Below are 24,236 nucleotides of genomic sequence, written 5' to 3' on the forward strand. Positions count from 1 at the left end.
AGCAGCATATAACTTCAAAAGAGCTATGAGAGTTCTTTTGTACCTTATAAAAAGAATCAGCATAAAGCTTGTCAATACAAACTTTATACTGAAATATAGTTTTTAAGGGACGACTAAGTATTTATTACCTTTGCATCATGAAGAGTCACCAATTATTACGTTGCATCTTTCCAGATGTACTTGCCGACTACTTTGATGTTGTCGATATTCAAGAGAGTGTTACCCAGTTTGACTTTTGGCTTGACGAGCGTAACTTTATGGAAAAGTCAGACCATAAGTTAGGCACCGTAAGCAGTTATGGTTTTACCAGCGAGCGTGTTATTCAGGACTTCCCCCTTCGTGGCAAAGCAGTTTACCTCCATGTTCGCCGTCACAAGTGGCGTGACAGTTCCAACGGAGATATATTTACTTATTCATATGATGATTTGACGGCTGAGGGCAGTAAACTATCCCCCGAGTTCGTTTCTTTTTTAAAAGAATAGAATTGAGTCCACTGCAGAGAGCATCGCAAGTATCGGTGCGCACTATGGCGTAAATGGCAAGCTGTTATCCACACAGTACAAGGAACATTTCAGTGATTACCGTAGCTGGGATCAGTTGGGGCATGCTCAAGACTGGCTATTGTTTGAAGATAACATAGGAGAGAGTCTAAGTATTGATGAGACCTGTCTAAGCAGTGGCGAGGTTTATACTTTTCTGACCAACAAGGCGGGAAAGGGTAGAAAAGGGACTTTGGTAGCTGTGGTTAAAGGGACTAAAGCAGAGGACGTTATTCAGGTTCTCAAGAAGATAGACCTTTCTAAACGAAATACTGTCAAGGAGATAACACTCGATTTATCATCTTCTATGATGCGCATAGCCCGCTCTGTTTTTCCCAAAGCACTTATTACCAATGATAGATTTCGACCTATAGCTCATTTTGCAGGCTGAAAAGCTCTCTGCATTCGATATTTACTTATGTTTCACCCATTCAATATACCTTCAGCACTAAATTGATGGTTTAAATTGCTCAATAGCTCATTTTGCAGGCTTAGATATTGCTAACTTACTGATGTATACTAACTTTATGGGTATTTAATATGCCTTAAAATTTAAAGCTAGTATGTTCAAAATGAGATGTCGTGTGTGTGGCAGTACACACACGAAAAAGAATGGTGTTCGTAAAGGATTACAACTGTATAAATGTCAGGATTGCGGTTATCAGTTTCGCTCTGGTTCCCAAGTGAGCAATGATGAATTGTGGACGGCCTATCAACAACAGAAGCAGACGATTAAAGAACTATCGGTGCGTTTCAAGATAAGCGTCTCGACTGTCAAGCGCAGGTTACATGATATCAAGTGTGAGTGGGTGCAACCTCCATTAAAGGGAAGCGGGTTTGTCCATCTGGACGTAACCTATTGGGGCCGAAATTTCGGAGTGCTACTTGCATTAGACACGGAGAATGGAAAGCCTCTCTATTTGTCCTTTGTAAAAAGCGAGACCGTGAAGGACTATGAAGATGCGGTTACCAGTATTGAAAAGCGTGGGTATGTCATACGCGGTCTGATCATTGACGGAAAAAAGAGTCTCTTCAAGTCTTTCTCTAAATACCATGTACAGATGTGTCAGTTTCACATGAAGCAGATTATCAGAAGGTATCTTACTCTGAATCCAAGAATGCTGGCCAGCCGAGATTTAAAGACACTTGTGGACAAGCTGCACCGAATCCATGAGGCTGATTTCAGGAGCGAATATCAAGCATGGAAGGAGAAGTGGAAAGACACGATAGCTCGTCAAAGCCTGCACAAGGACGGTAGGCTACATTATGTGCACCGGCGGTTGAGGGCAGCTATGAACAGCCTTGATTTCTACTTACCTTATCTCTTTACCTGCCAGCGGGAGGACTGCCAGGGGATGTCCAATACCAACAACAAGATTGAAGGAACATTCACTGACCTAAAGAAGAACCTGAACAATCATAGCGGGCTTACGCAAGAGAACCGAAAAAGGTTCATTAATGGTTTTTCTTGGCATTAATAGAAACTCTAAGTATGAAAAAGCAGGGACCACATCCATAGCGGCTCCTGCTCATACTTGTCGTTTTATACAATCCTATTCCTCATGGAGTTGCTCCCCAGCAGAGCCCCACTATGCTTCAGACTGCATTCCAAAAGTATATAAACTCCTTGAATTTTCTGAATAAAAATAGCATGCAATTTGAGCTATTGAACATCTAATACAAAAAAATAGCCTGCAAAATGAGCCATACGCCTAATAATTGGTGACTCTTCATAATGCAAAGGTAATAAATACTTATGAAATTATGCGCTTAAGAGTATAGGCTTGCAACTGGGTTTTAGGACTGACCCTTTAAAAGTTCTTTCATGAAGATACATAGTAAAAAAGTAGCAGGGGAAGTTATCTGTAGCCTCCCCTGTTTCTTCATTTAGTATTATAGACTTGCTGTTTATACTATTTCCAGATATTCGCTTTCTCCAACAGAAAATCGTAAAGTCCAATTACCAAGATTCCATTCTCATTGTAACCAGTACTGTAATGATCGCCGGCAATGATAATCTTGCGGAAGCCGTCTGACACTTGCAAGAGTGAGGCTTGTTCCTGATCAACTTTCTCCTTTGAAGGTAAAGCATAGGCAGACTGAATGTATAATCGTTCATCATGCCGATTGACGACAAAATCTATTTCGAGGTTTCGTCTTGTGAGTTTGCCGTTATTATCGCGTTTGAAACTTTCAACTAATCCGACATCAACCGAGAAACCATTGCGGCATAAGTCGTTATATACAACATTCTCCATAATATGGGTTGGCTCAAATTGGCGAAATTCAACAACGGCATTCCTTATCCCTAAATCCTCGAAATAATACTTGGTTTCTGTGCCGATATATTTCCTACCCTTGACATCATAGCGTAATGCTTCGCTAATGATGAATGCATCTTGCAGACACTCGATGTATTTGGCTATCGTTGCCGGGGCAACATCTATGCCTGCGGCAGTCTTGAAAGTGTTTGAAATTCGTCGCACGTTGGTACTCGCCCCCATAGTAGAGGCAAGAATACGAACCAGCTCCCGTAAGCCGTCTGCATTCTTTAGATGGTTGCGGTCAATAACGTCTCTTATATACACCGTCTCAAAAATCTCGCGGAGGTAATTCTGCTTGTCTTTAGCTCGTTTCATTCCTGCCACAGCTGGCAGGCCACCATATTTATAGTATTGATCCAGGGCTTCTGCCTTTTCACCACCTATCACCTCATAATATTCTGCAAAACTAAGTGGGTGGATGCGTACTTCCCATCCTCGTCCACGAAATTCCGTTATAATATCTCTTGAAAGGAATTTTGCATTTGAGCCGGTAACATACACTTCTGCATTGGGTACGTCAAGGTAAGAGTTAAGAACATCCTCAAACTCACTGACCAACTGCACCTCATCCAACAGAATGTAATACTTCTCTGTATCTGTCATCAATTTATCGATATGTTCAAGAAGTGCATCTGGATTACGTAGCTTCTTATTTCGGCGATCCTCCAAATTGACTTTAATAATGTGATCTTCGTGAATGCCCCTTTCAAGAAGACTCTTTCGGAAGATATTGAAAAGGAGGAATGACTTGCCACAGCGTCGCATCCCGGTGATGATTTTGATCATACCGTTTCCATCAGCATTCTGTAGCTGGCTTAGGTAATACTTCCGTTCAAATAGCATTTTAGAATATATTTTTGTGTCACGACACAGATTTATGCAGCAAATATAACTATTTCATATCATTTAAGCAAGAAAACAGTAATTATTTTCTTGTTTTCCCTATTATCAGAGAAAGGTACGTCATGATGTGCGGTATTTACTTTCTATCATTTCCATATTTGCGGTTGTCTCCTTGTTGCAAGTACTCATTTTCTTTGCAAAGTTACGGCATAGGAAAGAGCGGCAAGCACCGCTGCGACTATACGCAGAAAAATAGACGGCAGCCTTCCTCAAATCAAGATTTGGGTATTCCGTCAATTTTTCCGTGCATTGCTTGCCTTGTCTTTCCCGCTTATGCCGTCCTTTCTTGCTCGAAAATCAAGCACCTACAAGAAGTCTTTCGACTTCACAAAAGGGAAAAGATTAAGATTGATAACCTCTTAAAATTGTAAGTTATGCACGCATGGATTTTTCAATTATCGGAAGAACGCATCGAGGGCTATCTTTGTGAAGATACCTTGTTGCAGGGTGATGGCTGCGATTATGACTATTGTGCCGCCATATCAGAAGAAGAACGGAAGAGAGCCGTTTACTCGCTCATGGCTCATATTCTGCCATTGGGCATGTTTCGCCTGAAAGATGAAACGACCTTGGTGTATCAAGGCGGGTTTGAGCAGTGGAAACGTGAGTGGGTTGAGCGTATTCAGACGAAGGCGGCAAAGGTAAACATGGAAAACGTGATGAACTTTTGCGGTGAGGTATACCAGTTGGAGACCGAGCTGCAAAATCCGCTGGACACTGATGCCCAATTCTACCTTTGTAATGACGACTATCAGACCTTTGCGGAAAAGTCGGCGGAGTTGATGCGCATAGTGGAGCATCTGACGGAGGGTGACGAACTTTATATCGGTGGTATCATTGATTTTCATTTCTAAAGGCATGGAGAATATCAGTATTTTTTCGATAGAGGGCGTTGATGCAAGAGAGATTTGCAATGCGCAGTTGGGCGATGCCCTATTTGCACCCTGTAGTGTGTGCGACAAGTGGAAAGAAGATTTTCCATCAGTGGACAATCTATTTTACGGATATGTGGAAGACGACATCTTCTACAGCTATTCAGACGACGAGTTTGAAACCCACGTCAATGCGATGTTTGACTAAGTAGAACCAGGAGTGTGCCGAGTTTCTGGCATACTCCTTCAAAAGGAAATACAATGAAGAAGATTTATAGCGTATCGGCTCGATACATCTTCGAGGGTACTTTCAAGGTAGAAGCAGAGAGCAGCGAGGAAGCCAAGTGTTATGCAAAATCATAAAACTCTGTGGAGTGGTTATGGACAGTGGCATACAGACCACTTTGTCATACCGTGAGATTGATTGGGTGCTCTGCAACCATCCTTGTAAGCAGGTGGGCAGAATAAGCAGGGAGGAGCGAGCATGGCTGGGGTATATCTGTCAAGGTATGACCAGCTTGCAAAATCGGGCAGCGGTCACAGTCCGCTGCCTATTTGGGAGAAAGATGCTTAGCTGACTAATGCTTGGTTAAAATAAAAGTCTTGCTTTTTGCATCAAAAACAAGACTTTTATTTGGGAGTACTTAATTTCCCTGAAAGCCGTATTTCGCTATCACGCCATAAATGAGTGTGATGACTCCACACCGCTTTCATCGCTCCGTTGGGACACAGAGCAACAAGGGAGATCGGTTATCCATTATGTGCTGGATGGAGTGCATAGCATGGTACAGGAAAGATAGGCTACCGCTGTTACGTTGGTGATGAACTGACGCCCATGACCGCTCCACGGTTCCCCATCTTACCTCCTGCTCCGTGCCTATGCACACCATATCGCACATTTTTCCTGTGTAACGTCAGTGCATCTCCAGTGTAACCCAATTCTTGTGTTGCAGTGGAGTTACACAGACTACCTATGTGGTTTTACCTATATTTCAGAAGGCTTTTTCCCTGAAAGCCGTATCTCCATTCATTGCGCATAGAGCAGCAACCATTACAATACCGCTTTCATCATTCTTCAGGGACGTAGAATGACAAGGGAGAGAGGTTAGGTCATTTCGTGCGCTACAAGGCCAGTGATGAGTTGAAGATGCCACATTCCATTTCAAACTTGCAGCAAGATGCCCAAGCATCCTTGCTTGCAGTTCTTCCATTCCATTTCCGGCTCTCTTCAACTCATTACCTGCCATGGCGCTCTCTTTTTGCTGTGAGAAACTAAACTTCTTCGGTGTTCATTCATTTTCTTCGCAAAGTTCGCTATTGGCACATTCTGATCAAGTTCCAGTGCCTTATTTTTCATGTTTTTATGGGCCGCTCTTTATTTTATCATGGTATGTGAATAAAAACTTGAAGAATTGCGCAATCTTATAAAGTTTGGTTTACAAAGTTAGCCCTTTTCTATAAAACAAAATTAATAACCTTCGAAAATAACACCTTTTGGTGGTCTTTCCCTGTTCTTCAAAATGCTTGAGAAATGCCATTTTGAAGAACATGTTATGCAAAGTGGTGTTCCGCTTCAAGGATCCAATCGTGGCTACAACCCGATCCAATTAATATTGGGACTGTTTGCAGGTGTGTGGTGTGGAGCAAGCTGCTTTGGCCATCTTGACGTGATACGTTATGACACTGCACTATGTGACCTGCTTGGGTGGAAACGTGGAGCAGACCATCGCTATCTCAACAAATTCTCCCAAGCTGTCAACCAGCGTGTTTTTGGAAATTTGTTCCGTTGGTTTTTCTCAGAGTTGAAGTTCGACAATTACACCTTGGACTTCGATTCGACTGTGATAGTCCGTGAGGGAAACCAGGAGGGAGCAGCCAAAGGGTACAACCCCAAACGTCCTGGACGACTGTCGCACCATCCTCTTCTTGCATTCGTTTCCGATGTGAGGATGATAGCAAATTACTGGCTACGTCCTGGCAACACATCTGCAAGTACCAACTATCTGTCATTTCTTGAGGACACACTCTCAATACTTGAGGGCAAACGTGTCGGACTGGTCCGCATGGATAGTGGCTTCTTTGCAAAGGAAATACTGGACTATCTGGAAAACAAAGGGTTACACTATATCATAGCCTGCCATTTCAATAACCGTATAAAGTACAGTCTTACCCATGAACGCAAATGGATAGAGCAGATAGACGGATTGGAAATATCCGAAACCATCTATCAGGCAAACTGTTGGTAGAAACCCAGATGCGTTGTGATGATCAGGCAAGAAATTGAGAAGCGCCCAAAAGCTGCGGGAAAGCAAATCAAGCAGCTGGATCTTTTCGAGGATGGGGAAGATTTCGGGAAATACCGATACAGCTGCTTCGTAACCGACCTTGACCTGCCGGTCAAGATTGTATATGACTCATATCGCGGAAGGGCGGATTCTGAGAACAGAATAAAGGAACTGAAGAATGATTTCTCCATTGATGATTTTGTCACACATAACTTCTGGGCAACAGAGGCATGCGGGAGTTTCATTGTAATGGCATATAACTTTATGTCGTTGTTCAGACATGCGCTGATTAATTCCAACAAGAAGAAATTTCTGAAAACAATTCGGTACGAGTTGATATCAACGCCAGCCTATCTGGGGAGAACAAAAGACAAGCATATCCTATATTTGGCCAGATCTCTAAAAACACGCCAATCATTCTTGTCCATATGGAAAAAATTAAAGAATTTCTCTTTGCCGTACGAAACAGAGAAATCCTAATGACCGATTTGGGTTAAAGGTTAACGGTATGAGCATCATTCATAATTTGATGTTTTTTTTATCATTATCGTTTTTGAAGATACATTATCTATGTTATCTGATTGTTTCACCATCATACGTCTTGAACCAGGCGCAGAACTGCTTGATGCCTGTTCTGAAATTCACGAAACAGATTTCTCCATAATCTCTATTAAACTTACTCATATTTGCATGGGTGATGCTCACGTCAGCTACAGGAAGAGGCTTCTCTGAAAATATGGTCTTGCAGTTTGTTTCTTCTTGTATGAAATTAGCCAATTCTTTAACGGTGTGAGGAGATGAACTACCTATATTATATATTTCAAACTGTCGCTTTCTTTCTAAATGTATAATGGCACTTATTGCGTTGACAACATCATCTATGTAGGTAAAGTCTCGTTTGCATAATCCGCCGCTATATAAAACTACAGGTTCTTTTTGGAGCATAGCTTTTGCAAAAATCCATGGTGCCATGTCTGGTCTTCCCCATTTTCCATAGACAGAAAAGAATCTTAAACCTGTAATTTTCATGTCAGTTGAATTTGAAACTACATAGGCTTCTAGCTCATTTTGTCTCTTAGTCATTGCATAGATGCTCTTAGGAGTATCGTCCACCATATCTTCTGATATTCCATCTTTCGGAATGATGTGATTACCATAAACACTGCTGGAACTTGCAAACACGAAATGTTTGACGTGACATTTAGCTGCCAAATGAATGACATGCGAAAATGCTACAATATTGTTTCGGATGTAGCGTTCAGGGTGTTCTATAGAATCTCTTACACCTGGGGATGCTGCTAGGTGAATAACAGTATGTACAGATTTAAACCAAGGAGTCAATAATGTACAATCTAAAGATAAGTCATGTTTTAAGAAAACAAATGAATCGAATTTCATCAACATACTTAAACGTTGATCTTGCAAAACATTTTGTTTTTTTTCTCCAGTCAGGCTATCTATCCCAATAACAGTAACTCCTTGTTTTAATAAACAAAGAGTAAGGGAAAAGCCGATAAAACCAGCAACACCTGTCACAATGATTACATTTGTATTTTCTTTGATTTCAAAATCCATGAATTTTGCATTTCTATTAGTTTGCCTCCTAATATTGTTAAAAACTCGTCTGAGAAAGACGTTATTCTACCAGCTCCTGGCAAGAATGTCATTTCGCTAAAGTAGACCTTGTTATGAAATTCGTAAAGATCAATTCTACAGAATGGTAGTGTCTTGCCCAACTGATGTACCACATGGCGCATCTTTTCCAGCGTTGTCGGAACAGGAATGTCCAATGAGCCTTCATGTCTATTGATGAAGCCAATTTGTTTCTCCCATATGTTCGTATCATAGATAACGCTACGCTGAGTTTTATATGAATTGCTATCATATACAACCTGGCAATAATCAGCCTTTCCATAAAAAGCAAAGAACTTATAACAAATTACAGAACTTGAATAGTCTTTATCAGGTGCCAGATATTCTTCTGCAAACACGCATGGTGATATTCCTTTATAGTGAGGTTCAGCTGTTGTGATTCCGAACTGTGCATTCAATTTTTTCTTATAGAAGCGCTTAATAAACTCCATATCTAGTGACCATTTGTCTCTTACCACAATACAAGAGCCATTGTCATGATTACATTTTAAGACGAACTGCTCTGGGAGCGTGTCAAAGTCTATTGCAGATACAGTTTTCCATTCTGCATATTTTTGACACAGTATATCCTCTAGATTTTGTTTCGCTATATAATCACGGACTGCAATCTTGTCAGCAAGCATTGTCCAACTTGATGTATCGGACTCTGTTAAAAGTCTAAAGAGCATCTTGTTGAAGTTAGAATAATTCTCTTCTGTTATGTCGATTCCAAATTTTTCTTTGTACAGTATTTTAGCAAGACGGACAGGTGCAATATGACCAAGTATATTATTTCTGACAAATCTCCAGCCATCTTTAAATATCTTAATATGTGGGAAATATAAATCCTGTTGAATACCAGCATTTATAAAGTTCATCCTTGCCTGTTCATAATTGCGTGACAGCATAAACTCAGCATCCAAACCTACACCTACTACATATCCGCATTCCATAGTACTTCTCCAATCCTGTAAGTAATTAGATAGCATAGGGGTATCAATACCATAAGCTTTGACTGTTTTTAAGAAGTTCTTTTCTGACAATCTACTAACAGGCATATTCTTTTTAGAACAAAAGTGCAGCACCTTAGCGTTGGCAAGGTATAAAGCACCGAATCTTATCTGGCAATTCCAACTTCCATTCAGCTCTTCAATTTTCACACAACATGGATCTAAGTTACTTTTTGAGAGTGCTGGTTCATCTATAAAAATTCCCTTTGATACAGACAATTGGTAATTTGAGTGCCATTGCTTATAAAACACATGAGCAGCTTCAGAGTCCTTTGCATACATAACTCCTCCGTTGAAGTATTGTGTTATCTTATCATGTTTATATTGTAGACCTGCATTCTGTTTCAAGAAATAGTCTCTCATCGGATGATGTTTGAACAAGCAATGCCCATCTAAGACGGCAGCAATATCAGCTGATTCCTGATCAATTTCTGCCAAAGACTGTATTACCATGGTATCACAATCCAAGTATAAGAAATCACCAAAGACAATTTCTCGTAATCTAGTCTTCATTAGTCTTGAGCGTTCAACTTTCGACACAGAAGGTTCGAAGTTCTCTACGATCGTCTTATTGACAATCGAAAATATCTGTTGTCGTAGTCCGTTTAAGGTAGCATACGTTCTATCGTCACATACTAGATATATTGTAGAATTAGGCATGTGATGACGAGCCGACATGACTGAGATTAAACACTGTTCCCAAAATAGGTCGTTTTCGTCACTAGACAAAACATATACTATTTTCGTATCCATTTCCTCCATTCTGATAATCGTCCACTCGTTGAGCAAATCCAATTGTGTTCATCTGAATTCCAAAAACCTTCAAAGACACTTGTATTCATTGTTTCAACATTTCTGTCGAATACATCAAATTCTTCTTTGGATAGGCCATGCAAATTCTGTCTATATTTTCTTAATACACGCTCATAATATTCGCCAAGGAACTCACAAAGAGGTTTTGGCATTTGAACTGTAGTCATGAACTCAATAGAATCCACACAGAACTTAATAGTATCTGAATATTTCTTGCCATTTTGTTTGCCACGCATATCCGAATTTGGAGTTTGAACATAGATGTAGCCTACAACAGGCATATACACGAAGCTCTTGGCATAATAAATACATTTCAAGGTATGTACCACGTCCTCCCAATATACGTGTTCCTCATAAAAGAGATTATTCTGAATTAGGAAGTCTTTCCTGAACCATTTAGACCATGTCGCTCTTATTCTGTTTTCGTAATGAACTGATGCTTCATAGGTAAGATATTCCAAACCAGACATTGGACCTACAGTTTTTTCGAACCATGCTTCACCATGTTTATTACCATCCAAGCTCTCAGCTAGCGCATTAAATTGAAATACGTCCAATTCCGTTTCCCAAACTGCATTGAAAACAACATCTAGGATATTCTCTTCCAAATAATCATCAACGTCTACAAACCACAAATATTTACCTTGTGCAGCATGAATACCGGTGTTTCGTGCAGCTCCTTGCTGTTTATTAGATTCGTGTCGAATTATTTGCATGTTGCTTATATCATGCGATTGCTTATACTTTGTTGCTACAGCATAAGTGTTATCCTTGGAACAGTCATCGACAACGATAATTTCAAATAGCTTACCATTACATTTCTGATAAGCCTTTTGATGGACTATGGAATCTATGCAATGCTCTAAATACTGCTCAGCATTGAATGCAGGAATAACAATTGATAAGAATATCTCCATCGTACTACATACTTAAGATTTTACGAATAGCAGTATCATTTCCTGGTATGAATGTCCTTTGGGCATATGAAGTATCCACCAGTTTTTTACACAAAGCAACAAACTCTACCAAATCAATGTTAGTTGGAATTGCCTTTATATTATCAGAATTTATAGCCTTCAAATTCAGAGTTTGTTCTTTGCGTCGATAATCATCTCCAGTAATGACAGAAATGGCTGGTATACCAAGAAAAGCCAATTCACTTAACGTGTTTCGACCGGAACGTGTTATAATTAAACATGCATCGTTGTAATAGTCAGAGGCATTAAGAACATGTGAATGCAGCACAACATTATTAGGAGTGTAGTTTTCGTTTATGGCATCATAAATATTTGAACTTGAACATATAATATGCATGGTGTAATCAGGCATCAAAACAGCAGCCTGCTGGCATAACTCAGCCAAGGCAATAGTAGATGCTGCAAATTGATGTCCAACATTTACAGTTCCTCCTCCCAAAACACAATATATATTTTTGGAGGTTTTATGATAAACACTCATAATCTCTGGTCTTAATATAGTATTTGTAGAAACAAAATCTCTGTAAGTGCCGTTGTCTGTAATTTTTCGAAGACCATGAACTATAGCCAAATCAGCACAAGCATACAACGTATTGAAATAGTCCATAGACTCTTTGTCATTCTCGTCATTTCGAACATCTGCAGGATTTAACAAAACCGCAATTTTAATATTTGGATGCGAGATTCTTAATGAGTGAGTAAGCAAAGGTTCACCATCAATAAGCACAACGTCTGGGTTAAATGTCCTTATAGTTTGGTGAATATATTGTCCCATTTTGTTTGTTGGCAACAAACCGATTGAGCAATAATCCATTGGAATTGCTTCTCTAATGTCTTCAAATTCGTGAGACTCCAAATATCTGTTACCCTGCAGATAACTAATACATTTTATTTCACAATCATATTTATCACGTAAAGTCTCCAACAGAGCTACACCTGAAACAACGCGTCCAAGCCCAGGGAAGCCTCTAAATATTCCAAGTATTTTCATGAGAGTTGAATTATCTGATTAATTTCTGATATGTAGTATCTATGAATGGATAAAGAGTCCACGGGAAGGTATACACCTCCTTGTCTTAACAAGAAAGCATACTGGTAATATTCACTTACTTTTCCGAGTATATACTCGCTATAATCTCCATATGGATATGCATATGATTTAATCGGTCCAAAAATAATTTCTAATCTTCTCTTTGATTCCTCAAGTTCGAACACGATTTCATCATCATTCAGTCTAAGCAATGAGCGATGAGTGACGCCATGAGAACCAATTTCCCAACCATTTTGTTGAAGTTCCAGAAGGCCATCCACATCAAGGTGCATTCTTAATTTTTTATCTTTGAAATTCCATTTGTTTGTGTCACCCATATAGTCAGAGCATACGAACACTGTTGCTGAAAAACCATAACGATTCATTATTGGCAACGCATTATCAAGCAATCCGACATATCCATCATCAAAAGTACAGACTATACAATTTTTTCTTTTGTAAGCTGGCCTATTCATATAATCATTCATAGAACAAAGTATGTATCCTCTACTATGTACTTGCTCTACAAAACTTTCAAATACAGATATTGGAGTTGTTATATTGTCATGGCTAACTCCGTCAACATCATGCAGTGAGAGAGAAATGATGCCGTCAGGCTTCGTTACAGCTACATGATTATCGTTATTAAGCTGAGATTCCCACAAATGTTTAATCACCTCTTCTGTTGTTGATGTGAAGAAAGCAGAATAGAAGCTTTCATACTTATCCAACGAGTCATCGTCAGTAATCATGTTGTATAGCTGAGCTGCCATCTTAGACGGTTCATAGCTGGAGAATATCATTTCAGGATAAAGTTTGTTGGCCATTTCTGCCACATAACCAGTATTTGTCAAAAGAACCGGTATTCCAAGAGACATGCTATCTATCACAGAATTACCCATTCCTTCACAAATTGAACCCTGGATATAATAGTCCCACCTACCCTGTACTCTTTTGAAATCTTCTCTCTCCATGCGCCCCGTGAAGGATACCATATCTGAAATCTGCATTTCATCTGCAAGATTTTGATATTGTTCCAGAACGTCATCATCAATCTGTCCTACACATTCCAAAGTAATATCTTGATTATATGTTTGTGCATAAGATGCAACCATTCTCATCAGAAGACTGATTCCTTTCTTCTCATTCAGATGGAATGCTCCACATCCAATATGAATGTTATTCTTATTGGGGGTCTTTATTTGCTTTGAGATACGTTCTGTATAATTAGGAATGACAACAATGTTTGTTCTATTAGGCGCGACAAGTTTTATGTTATCAGCAATTTCTCGTGACAAAGCAAACACCTTATCGCACTTCTCCAAGGCATATTTGTTGTAGTGGAAATTTTCAAAATTCCACTTACATAGGTTTGCATCAGACCCACGAAACATCAGCCAATACCCGCATCTGTTTTTTTGCGCAAGAAGCGCGGTAAAATAGCCATTGTATCCTCCTCCGAAACCTATCAGCAAGTTTCCTTCAGGTATTGTTTCTACACATCTCTTTAACAAAGATTCCTTTACTATATCAAATCCGAGATGGTTATTGTAACCGCCGTGGATAACATCTGTTTCACATATACTTGAACGACAAACTTTAACACTATGTCCCATACTTTGAAGTAAGCATTCCAGTTGGTGACAACTATATGAAAGGCCACCACCTGAACCTGTTGAATATTCGTTAGTTATTATAGTTATATTCATTGCTTCTTTCTTATGATATATAATCGTTTTGTTCGTTTATTTTGAGGATAGCGATATGTCTCCCATGAACCAATGTCCGCATTGGGGAACAAACGTTCAATATCCTTTGAGTCAAGTCGTATTTGACAAGGGAAATTCTCGTCCTCTATAGTATAGGATGAATCGATAACTTCCAATATAAATAGAGCAGGAGTTCCTGCAATGTCGTAAAAGCCTTGCAGCTTGCGCAAATACTCTTCTTTAGTCTTTACACCATCGTCATATGCGCAATTCACTAAAACGAGTATGTCTGAAACAATAGGCGATTGAGGAAACTCTGCGGACACTATAATTTCATTCCGAGAAAACAAAGTGGCTATTTTTTCTTTTGCAACCTCGGCCATGTCAGTATCCCTTTCAAAAGCCTTTATATTTTTGAAACCCAAATGACAAAAAATGCTTGTTACATCACCTTGGCCACAACCTATTTCTACAACTCTTTGCTCTCTGTTTTCATAACGTAAAATCTCAAACACTTTCTGCCAATATATAGGAAAGGTAGGCTCACAGAACTGTTTGCTCCATGAACGTTGATACTTTTCCTTGATATTGTAGGAGTTGTAATTGACTAACAACTCGTGAAGTTCTTCCATATATCGTTAAGCTGGTTTATAATCTGTTCACTATCTTTTTGGATATCTATCGGGTAAGTTTCATCCTTCATGATGCACGGCTGAGCCACAAGGTCTGGATGAATTCTTATCTCACTAAAGTTTTTGCAAGTATCAATATCCTTGTAAAAGCAAGGGGAATCAATATACAATATAGTGGTTTCCTTGTCACCATTCTTGATGCGCCATCTGATAGCACCAGTCCCTTTGTTTTTCTTCTCTATACAATACTTTTCTAATAATGGGAACACGAATTCTTTATATGTACATCTGTCTTCACCTCCAATCTGAGGAAGCAGTTTTAAAGGAAGGTCATGTTGCAAAGCGAAATCAATCATATCTTCAACGTCCGTCTTGTTGGAAGTTGTTTGTATGACTGTGTTAAGCCCAATCTCAATTCCAGCCGAATGCACTTGCGAAACTTTATTAACAATAGTATCCAAGCACCCATTACCAGTACTTCTTCCAAAGGATATTGGATTTACATAAGGGAATTGAATGTTAAATTTCACACGTGTGTTGCTTAACTGTTTAATCTGTTCTGGAGAAATCAGGGAAAGATTCGTTGCGCAGCTGATGTCACAATCAAGATGCTGATCAGCATACATAATCATGTCAACAAGTCTTTTGTGAAGGAAAGGTTCACCGCCACTAATGTTAAGTTCTTCAATATTCTGTGTAGACAACACATCAATAATGCGGCAAAAGTCTTCATACCTTATTACTTTGGCTTTTGATGTTTTCGCCTGCCCCTCGTTATGACAAAACGGACATCTATAATTGCATCCATCTGTCACTAGGACTCTAATTTTATTCCACAATAAAGTCTCCATATTATGCAAGAATTATTTTAGCATTATAATATAGCTCCAGTTCATGAATTTTTTCGCCTAACAGATCACAACCGTCAGCATTATACATCTCATTTGGCAGAATCATCACATCATTTTTTTCTGGATTAAACTGCTTGCGAATATCTTTGTGATTGAGCAAGCCTGAAACAGAAACAGATCCACCATACAAATGGTTTTCTATCAAGTTTGTTTTCACGTTTGGTACATCCCTGAAAGCGTTTGTAAAGTAATCATAACCCGATAATGGACAGATGAGATTTACGAATGTGCCTTCGGGAAGGCTCTTGATAATCTCCTTTTGTTTCTCAATTCGCTCATCAGCATCTATAAAATATTCATTGTTCCCACCCCTGAACACATCTTTAAGAATAGGCACAGTAAATATTACATCGGGATAGTTATTCTTGACCCAAGTTATACACTCTTCGTATGTATCAATACAGGCTTGAGACAACTTCTTCAATCTAGGTTGAGACGTTGCTGTATGTTCCATTCTACGAACAAGAATCTGTCTGACTTTCTTGTTTACTCCTAGTCTATAAAGCAGTTCAAGGTCTCTCTTAATGTCATCAAGATTTCCTGTAAACATCAAAGTGCACTTATTCAATGGCGCATGCTCAAGTAAATACATAGTCCTCTCACGTGCAGAACGTGGAATAATTGCCTCACGTTGTTCTTGCATAGTGATGAGAGACAGGTCTATACCATAATTGGGTATTGATTTCAGAAAATCAATTTTATCTTCTTTTATATATGCCCCAGTAGTTACAGTGGTTATTTTCTTGGTGGGAAAATAGTCTGCTGCAATTTTGATGAAGTCATAGATGTCTGGATGCAAAAAAGGGTCTGTGTGTGGGGCGACAAGTACACCTGCACCCAGTCTAACATAGTTTACATTTGGGTTGATATACTCAAATCCTTTTACCAAGTCTTCTTTTTCAATAGCTGGTATTTTGGGATAATGACCCAAATACGAATCTGTATGAACTTTACAAAAAACACAACCTATGCCACAGTACTTACTTAAAATGGGGATATTACCGAACGTAGCTATTTCCATTCTGAATGCATCGAATTGTTCTCTATTTAGTACCATAAATGTATTTTATTTCTTATTTATATTCTGAATCCAGCTAACGTCAGGCTCTTTGAATTGCAGACTGTTCTGTGCAATAATATCTTTCCATGAGTTCCCGATATAAGACCATCGATTATAGTCTGGATTCTCTTGCGTCATACTCTTGTAAGTATTGATGGCAGAAACACAAATTTCACACACATCGTGATTAAAGGCCCCATCAAAGAAATCTGATAGATTAGTTGGTAGATGATGCATGAACCTTCTGTGATTGTTCATCGACACATACATTGCAGGAAAACATGCTGCAGTATATGCAAATCCGAAAACGGAGTAATGGATTCCGCACACTTCCACGCGATTGCATATAGTGGCCTTTTCATTAAAATCCTTTGGACATATAGTAATGTTTCGATGCTTTATATTCTTTATCTTTAAGACTTCTTCTGCTGTTAATACATTGCCTTTCTCATGAATTGTATCTCCAATGCATACAGGAGAATAAACCACATAAGGCTTAGCCGTAATTGACGGCTGTATTGTACCGTTAGATACGATGTTGATCAGTTCTATATAGCCAATTTCTTTGAGTTCCTCAAATGTAAGAACCGCATAATCTATAATGTCAGACAACAAAGGTTCACCTCCAAGAATACGGATCATTTTGACCAGGCCAGGTTGGTGTCGTTTAATCTCCTGACATAGAAAATCTATATGTACCTTTTCCATGTCAATATGTGAGCGTGTTACCCCATATAGCTTTTCTGCATTGCAAAGTCGATTGCAATGTCTGCATGCGAGGTTACACCGATGTGTGATATCAACTTCTACTATGATTCCTTTGAGTTCTGACTTCATCTTAGTGCAGGTGGTGTGTAATTGATATATTGCTGGAGACCTTCAATGGTTAAAGGCGTTTTCTTTATTTTTTGATAGTTAGGACAGTGGTAGCACGGCAAGTCGGCAGTGCAAGGCTCTCCCTCGAAAAGCACGCTTACTAGATGCTTATAGTTATCACTGTTTTCCCATTCAAGTATGGATTGGTCATTTATGTTGCCAAATACTTCCCATTTATTGACACTACACCCCAAGATTTTACCGTCCCAATTAATTTGTGGACTGGTAAAGCAATGGTAGCAGGGTGCTTTATATTCCTTATGATGGACTTTTTTAAATTCTTCCCTGTCAGCAACTCCTAAGCCGCTTTCTGCACGAACGAAATCTTTATCTCTTACTGGTGAGAATTGGGAATAGTTCAGTTTAGGATTAAATTTGAGCCCCAACTCCTCACAAAGTTTTTTTATCAATGGAATCTCATGCTCGTTATGTCCAAATATTATGAATTGCCATGATAGATAAGGCCTCTGAGAGTTGTATTTCTGTTTATAATAGTTAAGGCGCTTTATGTTTGCCAACACCTTGTTAAAGTTTCCTCTAACTCTGTATTGCTCATATGTTTCTTGCGATGCACCATCGATAGACAGATTTAGAAATTCTACTTGGTACTTAACAAGTGCCTCTAATACACTATCATCTACATCATTGAAGTTTGCACCATTACCGCAGTATAGAGTCACGCCTTTTTCATAGGCACATTTTATGATTTCGCCTATTTCCTTGTTTAAGAAGATTTCGCCCCAGTTTGACATCTCAATTCTCTTAATCTGAGGATTCTGAGAAATAAATTTCACGAACTGTGTTAAACTGAATTGTCCCTTTCCAACGATACCACGGTGGGTAATACCTTTGGACGTAGAGCATTCTACACATCGTAATTGACATATGGTTGACATATCAATTGATGCTTCGGTTATTGTAGGAAGTTCTATCATTTGTTCTTAAAATATTCTATTGTTTTTACCAATCCATCAACAAGGCTTGTTTGAGGATGCCAATCAAGTAATTTTTCCGCCAAAGTTATATCAGGCTTACGCTTCTTGGGGTCATCTACAAGAGCATCGCTATATTGAATAGCTGATTTGGACTTAAGCAGGTCTATTATCAGCTGTGCAAGATCACGTATGGAGCACTCTTCATTTGGATTGCCGATATTTATTGGTCGACCGATGATTTCGTCGGAGTTCAGCATAGCAACAAGTCCTGTGATAGTATCATCTATATATTGGAAACTTCTTGTTTGCGAACCTTTTCCATAAATGATAATATTCTTTCCAGAAAGAGCTCTGTTAATGAACTCTGGAATTGCCCGTCCATCTCCACACGCCATATTGGGGCCATAGGTGTTGAAAATCCTCACAATCTTCACCTTAACCCCATATTTTCTAAAATAGTCCATACATAGGCATTCTGCTGCGCGTTTACCTTCATCATAGCAAGCTCTTGGTCCCGTGCAAGATACGTTGCCAGAATAAGATTCGGGTAGTATATCAAGTGCTGGATCACCGTATATTTCACTTGTAGAAGCCTGAAGCATAGGAACGTCAAGCTTCCTTGCCAATTCTAGAAGATTACGAGTCCCGACTACGGAGGTCATCAACGTATCTATAGGCTCTTTGTAATATGCTTTTGGTGAAGCGACACATGCCATATTGATAATTAAATCAATTGGCACAAGATGAGCGGTGTCATGTTCATCCTTTATATCGAATTGAATGAAATTAAAATGCGAGTTATCTTTTAGTTCTTTGATATTTTCGAGACAACCAGTGCTTAGATTATCTATACATGTAACTTTACAACCACTATTAACTAAAACCTTACAAAGGTTTGAGCCAATAAAGCCAGCGCCGCCAGCCACTAAGATATGCCTAAATTTTATATTCCTTATCATAGCAAATGATAGTCTTCTAGTAATCTAATGTGCTCTTCGGATAAATTGAATCCAGTCTCACCTACAGCAATGTTTCTGTTATATTTGGCCCATTCCTCGTTACTTGTTGGTTCTTTCCAACCAGATGCCAGAAGCTCGTCGAAGAATTCTGTTCCTGGATATGGATTAAAGCATTTCGGTCCATCAATTTTGATATTGTCGTGTTCATCTAATTCTTTTACCAAAGACAGAGTCAGTTTCAAATCCTCTGGAGATTCTCCAGGCAAAAGCATTATAAATGACAAATCAACATGTATGCCCATTTGCTGACACATTTGCATTTTCTCTATAACTTTTGCCCTTGTTATTCCTTTGTGCATTTTTCGCAGCATTTTGTCAGAACCAGATTCAATGCCGATATAGAGTTTGGCCACGTTTGAAGATAAGGCTCTTTCTACAAGAGCTTCGTCAACACGCATCAAATCCAGCTCCACAGATGTCGGCATTTTGTATTTTTCAATAATACTCCACGCCCTTGTAGGGTCAACGAAAATGTTGTCATCATAAAACATCCAGCCCGTGACACCGTAATTGTCAATAAGGTAATCCATCTCCTTATAAACATTTTGCAATGGATATCCTCTCCATTTTGAACGATTCACAACAGTGTTATAACAAAAAGCGCATCTTTTTACATAGCCTTTACTCGTCATGAATGGAAGAATCTTGCCTGGTATATAATTCTTTCTCTTCTGTATAGGTTTGTCCAAATACTTGTTATGTCCAACAAAGCAAAGGGATGATAACCCAATGTATCAGGCATGGTTATAGCAGGTATAGGAGAAATACGAAATTCTCCATTATCAATGTAACAAAGCCCAGGAACAGCATCTGCACTTATTTTTCCTTGCCGCCACAAGTAAAATTCATACAGATTTTGTTCTGCTTCTCCTCTTAGCACTGCATCCACACATGAATCTTGCAGTGAAATCTTTGGCAACAAGGTTACATGTGTACCTGCCCAGTAGACAAATATTCCCTGATTATGTAGAAGCTTTGATACCTCAATGACAGACAATAGGTTAGGAGAGGTCATAACAGAAAAGCCTACAGCGATTGCGCCCTCGCAAACTCTCAAGAGTTCTTTAAGACCCTCTTTAGTGTTTACTATGTGGCGAACTATGACTTCAACGTTATTTCGTTGAAGAACAGATACCGCAATTAATATTCCAAATGGCGGTGAAAACTGTCTATGGACTTTTTCTGTATTGTTCTCTATATTGACTAAGACAATATGATTCATAAGAATTTTCTCAAATGTATTACTTTTCCATCAAACTTGTTACTATTTTGCATTTCCCAAAATTCGCTATGATTAACCATAATGATGATCGAATCATACAGCCTCAAATCAGGCTTCGTTGGAAGTAATGATATGGAATATTCTCTTTTTACTTGTTCAATATTGACTAACGGGTCATAGCACTCAACATCAATACCACGAGCTTCCAGATATTTTATTATTTCAGCGACTTTGGTATTGCGAATGTCTGCACAGTTCTTTTTGTAAGAGAAACCAAGCAGAAGAATTTTTGCTGATTCTTTTTCTGACACAATATCTAAGATTCTATCTGCGACCGATGTAACCTTCTTCTCATTAGTTGTACGACTTTGAGAAACCAAGGGTAAATCGACACTTTTTATGGCTGCCCTGTTCAATAGATAATATGGATCAACACCGATGCAATGACCTCCAACCATGCCTGGACGGACATCATTGAAGTTCCACTTTGTTGCCGCACAATCTGTGACCTCATTTATGTCAATACTTTCAGCTCTACAATAATCTGCGAACTCATTTGCAAGAGCAATAACAACATCTCTCTGAACATTCTCGTACATCTTTGCAGCTTCTGCTATTTTGATGGAAGAAGCAACAACTACGTTTTCTTTTAGAACGGACTGATATACATTTGCTATTACATCTCGAGCACGAGGTGTTGATCCAGACACTATTTTTCTAACATTCTCCAATGTGTGGATATTGTCACCGACATTAATTCTTTCGGGTGAATATCCAACAAAGAAGTCAACATTGCAAGTCAATGACGAGACTTGTTCTAGTATTGGTACACAAACTTCTTCCGTAGCACCAGGATAGACCGTTGATTCAAAAACTACAATATCGTTTTGATAGAGAAGTGTAGCCAGATTAGTACATACATTCTTCAATGCTGTTAGCTTTGGTAAATTATTTGAGTCAACAGGTGTGGGTACTGCAACAATATAAAAGTTGCAATTCGCAATATCACTCCATTCGTTGCTGACCTGGAATCTATAAGTTTCCTTAATAATGGACTGCAAGTCTTTGACCTTTTGCGCATTTATATCAAGTCCTACACACCTATATTTACTGGAAAACAGTTGCAAAAGGGGAAAGCCAACGTATCCTAACCCTATGACTGCAATCCGCAGTTGTTCAATTTCCATATTTGTCATCTTCATGATTCCCATCTATTCAATACCCTGTATTTTTTTATAAACTTAGTCTCATTTCTGACATTCTGAGATGGAATATAAATGGAACGTTCTTTGCTGAGTTTAGTTAAATATGTCCTTACCATTTCATGATTTTTATCAGCCAGACAAGAAGTCTTTTTTCGTGATAACGCCCAGTCAATGCTCTGAGGATTGATACTGCCATAGCAGTTTGTGATATCTGTCACAAACATATATCTAGTCGACTCTCAAAAAGGTGACATAGCATTTTTCATATAAACCTGCGGGAAGAATTGGTGATGAAAATTTAATTCCCGTCTTCCACAGCACCACAATATCACCCTTTCAACAAGGCACAAAAGAAGCCTCATGGCTCTTTTGAAGTTGAATGCGGCAGCTGCAAGCATGACATTGATGGAGTCTCCGAAAAGACCCTTGTAGAAGTTCCTCCCTAACCGATAGTCTACCTTGCAGTGGCCTATGACAGGCTCTATTCCTGCCCGCTTGCGGAAGAGTTTGTGTTTTTTGTTTTTGGAGTACTGTGAGTCTGTTTTCTTTGGCATGTCCGGAATCATGTTTTGTGTCTGCCCGCTCATGCTTTGTCCCCGGTATCCCCTGTCGCAGGCAAGTGCTTTTATTTTCCTGTCATACAGTCGTCTGACCTGCTCCATTGCCTTGTCTATCGTCTGGCCGTCATACTCGTTGCGGAATGACAGCGCGCCGATGATGAGCCCGTCCCACAGCCTGACGATGGAGACCTTGTTGCCAAACTCGTACTTCTTGCCCTCTTTTCCCTTGCTGATGCAAAGTACGTCCGGCTCGTGAAGCGAATAAATCTTATGCCCGTCCAACCGCTCGCCATTGACAAACCTCATGCAGGTGTCAATCCGTTCCCGATAAGCGTTTTTATCAGGCAGCAGGCGAAGCAGTTCCCTGAGCAACCTGCCCGCAATGGTGCGCATCCGCTTGTCGGCCTTCCTGACTTTGGCCTTGCTGTTCTTCCTGCCCCTGAAACGTTGAACGAGCTTCAGTCCCTTTATCTCCCTGGCATAGCTCTGGCGGACCTTGAGGTTTTCCTTCTCCGCCACGCCGTGGCAAAAGTCTATCACCTTGTTCAGGAGCTTCGAGTCCGTGGGGAAGGTCACGTTCTTCTCCTGCACCGTCGTGTCAATGAATGCGGTCTGCTCCGCATCGGGCTTGCGTCCGCGTCCATCCTTGCCGTCTTTCCCCATGGTCTCCTCTTTCCTCTGGTCGTCGATTGAAAGATTGATGCGGATGCTCTCCTTGAGTATCAGCTCCATGCCGAATTCCCCGATGCGACGACGGAACTCGACAAGCTCGGTGGGAACGCAGGGAGTGTCAGTGCGGAAAGCCTCCATTCCACAAAAATACTGGAAGTAAGCGTTCTCCGAGAACTGCTCCACGACACTCTCGTCTGAAACGTTGCGAAGGTGTTTCAAGATAAGCATACCCACCATCAGACGGATGGGCTTGGCCATGCGGCCGGTGTCCTTGCTGTAAAGTGGGGCAAAAGACTGCTCAAACACATTCCAATCAATCAGATTGGCTAACTTGTACAGGGAGTTATTGGGAGAGAGCATTGCCTCAAGATTCCAAAATAATGATGCCTGACGGACTTTGGATGGAGATTTACGCATCGTTAATTTGCAGGGTTTTACTATACAAAGGTACAAAACTTTGTAGAAATATGCAAGTTTATGGACGATTATTTTGTTGATAACCAGATAGGTAAATACTTTTCAAGGGACGACTAATTTTGGTTATCAATTATTTAACGTCGTTCTTTCCTGTTTATTGCTTACGGCTTTTAATACCCATATAAGGGTAATGATGAACACCCATATAAGGGTATTGCCTATTACCCTTATAAGGGTGTTGGGACATACCCTTGTATGGGCAAGTTCAAACAATCTATGTATGGCTTACCATTGCCTTATTGTCTTAATGTTATACATTCTTTCATTTATTGCTGCGATGGCTTGGCGTTTGTGTGCTACGTTTGTTGTTCTTTTTATTTTGACAGTTCCTGATTTGGAGTATTACGCCCTTTCCCTCCATCGCTTATTACTTGACTATCCAATAAACCTTTACATATATAACCTACAACATACTCTATAGGTGTCTGTAGTTCAATATCATTATTATTTATTAAATCATTAATTAAATCATTCACGACAGTCCAAGTTTTATCCTGTTCGTATTTTATATATGGATGCTGCATAATTTATTTTTTGTTTTTCCTTAATTCCGCAGCACAATTCCTTGTAAGA

22 protein-coding genes and 2 pseudogenes are annotated in these 24,236 nt (G+C 39.5%); 6 read left to right on the forward strand and 18 right to left on the reverse strand.

The window, feature by feature from the left end; genetic code table 11:
• The first annotated feature begins 137 nt into the window (after positions 1-137).
• From HMPREF9144_RS10500 to HMPREF9144_RS10510, 3 genes and pseudogenes are all read left to right on the forward strand, one after another.
• A complete protein-coding gene (locus HMPREF9144_RS10500) occupies positions 138-482 on the forward strand; it encodes an ISAon1 family transposase N-terminal region protein (protein WP_006046036.1) in 345 nt (114 codons plus the stop codon).
• A gap of 139 nt (positions 483-621) precedes the next feature.
• Complete coding sequence (locus HMPREF9144_RS10505; protein WP_442512530.1) at positions 622-930, forward strand: transposase; 309 nt, start codon at positions 622-624, stop codon at positions 928-930.
• Between the two features lie 172 nt (positions 931-1,102).
• A pseudogene (locus HMPREF9144_RS10510) lies at positions 1,103-2,058 on the forward strand (IS256 family transposase, variant Zn-binding type).
• A gap of 394 nt (positions 2,059-2,452) precedes the next feature.
• On the opposite strand, the gene HMPREF9144_RS10515 reads toward HMPREF9144_RS10510, so the two are convergent.
• Positions 2,453-3,706: an ATP-binding protein gene (locus HMPREF9144_RS10515; protein ID WP_006046039.1), complete on the reverse strand. Its 1,254-nt coding sequence runs from the start codon at positions 3,704-3,706 to the stop codon at positions 2,453-2,455.
• Between the two features lie 434 nt (positions 3,707-4,140).
• Between HMPREF9144_RS10515 and HMPREF9144_RS10520 the strand changes: the two genes are divergently transcribed.
• Positions 4,141-4,620 carry a BTB/POZ domain-containing protein gene (locus HMPREF9144_RS10520; RefSeq protein ID WP_006046041.1) on the forward strand — a complete coding sequence of 160 codons (480 nt, stop codon included), beginning with the start codon at positions 4,141-4,143 and terminating at the stop codon, positions 4,618-4,620.
• 4 nt (positions 4,621-4,624) lie between these two features.
• Complete coding sequence (locus HMPREF9144_RS10525; protein ID WP_004342114.1) at positions 4,625-4,846, forward strand: hypothetical protein; 222 nt, start codon at positions 4,625-4,627, stop codon at positions 4,844-4,846.
• A 784-nt stretch (positions 4,847-5,630) separates the two neighbouring features.
• On the opposite strand, the gene HMPREF9144_RS10535 is transcribed toward HMPREF9144_RS10525, so the two are convergent.
• Positions 5,631-5,885, reverse strand: a complete 255-nt coding sequence (locus tag HMPREF9144_RS10535) for a hypothetical protein (protein WP_006046043.1) — start codon at positions 5,883-5,885, stop codon at positions 5,631-5,633.
• A 237-nt stretch (positions 5,886-6,122) separates the two neighbouring features.
• On the opposite strand from HMPREF9144_RS10535, the pseudogene HMPREF9144_RS10540 reads away from it, so the two are divergent.
• A pseudogene (locus HMPREF9144_RS10540) lies at positions 6,123-7,403 on the forward strand (IS1380 family transposase).
• A 93-nt stretch (positions 7,404-7,496) separates the two neighbouring features.
• On the opposite strand, the gene HMPREF9144_RS10545 reads toward HMPREF9144_RS10540, so the two are convergent.
• From HMPREF9144_RS10545 to HMPREF9144_RS10615, 16 genes are all read right to left on the reverse strand, one after another.
• Entirely contained in the window at positions 7,497-8,498 is a 1,002-nt protein-coding gene (locus tag HMPREF9144_RS10545) for an NAD-dependent epimerase/dehydratase family protein (RefSeq protein WP_006046046.1), read from the reverse strand.
• Entirely contained in the window at positions 8,465-10,318 is a 1,854-nt protein-coding gene (locus tag HMPREF9144_RS10550; RefSeq protein ID WP_169310323.1) for an ATP-grasp fold amidoligase family protein, read from the reverse strand. The genes HMPREF9144_RS10545 and HMPREF9144_RS10550 overlap by 34 nt, the downstream gene beginning before the upstream one ends.
• The gene (locus HMPREF9144_RS10555; RefSeq protein ID WP_006046048.1) at positions 10,303-11,295 is read right to left on the reverse strand and encodes a glycosyltransferase family 2 protein; all 993 of its coding nucleotides are present in this window, start codon (positions 11,293-11,295) and stop codon (positions 10,303-10,305) included. Before HMPREF9144_RS10555 ends, HMPREF9144_RS10550 begins: the two co-directional genes overlap by 16 nt.
• 4 nt (positions 11,296-11,299) lie before the next feature.
• Positions 11,300-12,346 (reverse strand): glycosyltransferase, encoded by a 1,047-nt coding sequence (locus tag HMPREF9144_RS10560; protein WP_006046049.1) that lies wholly within the window; start codon positions 12,344-12,346, stop codon positions 11,300-11,302.
• The gene (locus HMPREF9144_RS10565) at positions 12,343-14,094 is read right to left on the reverse strand and encodes a polysaccharide deacetylase family protein (RefSeq protein ID WP_006046050.1); all 1,752 of its coding nucleotides are present in this window, start codon (positions 14,092-14,094) and stop codon (positions 12,343-12,345) included. Before HMPREF9144_RS10565 ends, HMPREF9144_RS10560 begins: the two co-directional genes overlap by 4 nt.
• The gene (locus HMPREF9144_RS10570; RefSeq protein WP_006046051.1) at positions 14,091-14,726 is read right to left on the reverse strand and encodes a class I SAM-dependent methyltransferase; all 636 of its coding nucleotides are present in this window, start codon (positions 14,724-14,726) and stop codon (positions 14,091-14,093) included. The genes HMPREF9144_RS10565 and HMPREF9144_RS10570 overlap by 4 nt, the downstream gene beginning before the upstream one ends.
• Entirely contained in the window at positions 14,702-15,541 is an 840-nt protein-coding gene (locus HMPREF9144_RS10575; RefSeq protein ID WP_249031174.1) for a radical SAM protein, read from the reverse strand. The genes HMPREF9144_RS10570 and HMPREF9144_RS10575 overlap by 25 nt, the downstream gene beginning before the upstream one ends.
• Before the next feature lie 37 nt (positions 15,542-15,578).
• Positions 15,579-16,694: a DUF512 domain-containing protein gene (locus HMPREF9144_RS10580; protein ID WP_006046053.1), complete on the reverse strand. Its 1,116-nt coding sequence runs from the start codon at positions 16,692-16,694 to the stop codon at positions 15,579-15,581.
• Between the two features lie 9 nt (positions 16,695-16,703).
• The gene (locus HMPREF9144_RS10585; protein WP_006046054.1) at positions 16,704-17,534 is read right to left on the reverse strand and encodes a radical SAM family protein; all 831 of its coding nucleotides are present in this window, start codon (positions 17,532-17,534) and stop codon (positions 16,704-16,706) included.
• Complete coding sequence (locus tag HMPREF9144_RS10590; protein WP_006046055.1) at positions 17,531-18,508, reverse strand: radical SAM protein; 978 nt, start codon at positions 18,506-18,508, stop codon at positions 17,531-17,533. Before HMPREF9144_RS10590 ends, HMPREF9144_RS10585 begins: the two co-directional genes overlap by 4 nt.
• Positions 18,505-19,467 carry an SDR family NAD(P)-dependent oxidoreductase gene (locus tag HMPREF9144_RS10595; protein WP_006046056.1) on the reverse strand — a complete coding sequence of 321 codons (963 nt, stop codon included), beginning with the start codon at positions 19,465-19,467 and terminating at the stop codon, positions 18,505-18,507. Before HMPREF9144_RS10595 ends, HMPREF9144_RS10590 begins: the two co-directional genes overlap by 4 nt.
• On the reverse strand, positions 19,464-20,216 hold the full coding sequence (locus HMPREF9144_RS13850; RefSeq protein ID WP_257009654.1) for a B12-binding domain-containing radical SAM protein: 753 nt from the start codon (positions 20,214-20,216) through the stop codon (positions 19,464-19,466). Before HMPREF9144_RS13850 ends, HMPREF9144_RS10595 begins: the two co-directional genes overlap by 4 nt.
• Entirely contained in the window at positions 20,156-20,749 is a 594-nt protein-coding gene (locus HMPREF9144_RS13855) for a radical SAM protein (RefSeq protein WP_006046058.1), read from the reverse strand. The genes HMPREF9144_RS13850 and HMPREF9144_RS13855 overlap by 61 nt, the downstream gene beginning before the upstream one ends.
• Positions 20,746-21,936 carry a nucleotide sugar dehydrogenase gene (locus HMPREF9144_RS10605; RefSeq protein WP_040595877.1) on the reverse strand — a complete coding sequence of 397 codons (1,191 nt, stop codon included), beginning with the start codon at positions 21,934-21,936 and terminating at the stop codon, positions 20,746-20,748. Before HMPREF9144_RS10605 ends, HMPREF9144_RS13855 begins: the two co-directional genes overlap by 4 nt.
• Before the next feature lie 257 nt (positions 21,937-22,193).
• Positions 22,194-23,603: an IS5 family transposase gene (locus tag HMPREF9144_RS10610; protein ID WP_006046060.1), complete on the reverse strand. Its 1,410-nt coding sequence runs from the start codon at positions 23,601-23,603 to the stop codon at positions 22,194-22,196.
• 374 nt (positions 23,604-23,977) lie between these two features.
• The gene (locus HMPREF9144_RS10615; RefSeq protein ID WP_006046061.1) at positions 23,978-24,187 is read right to left on the reverse strand and encodes a hypothetical protein; all 210 of its coding nucleotides are present in this window, start codon (positions 24,185-24,187) and stop codon (positions 23,978-23,980) included.
• Positions 24,188-24,236: the final 49 nt, after the last annotated feature.

This window comes from Prevotella pallens ATCC 700821 (assembly GCF_000220255.1).
GTDB classification, from domain to species: Bacteria; Bacteroidota; Bacteroidia; order Bacteroidales; family Bacteroidaceae; genus Prevotella; species Prevotella pallens.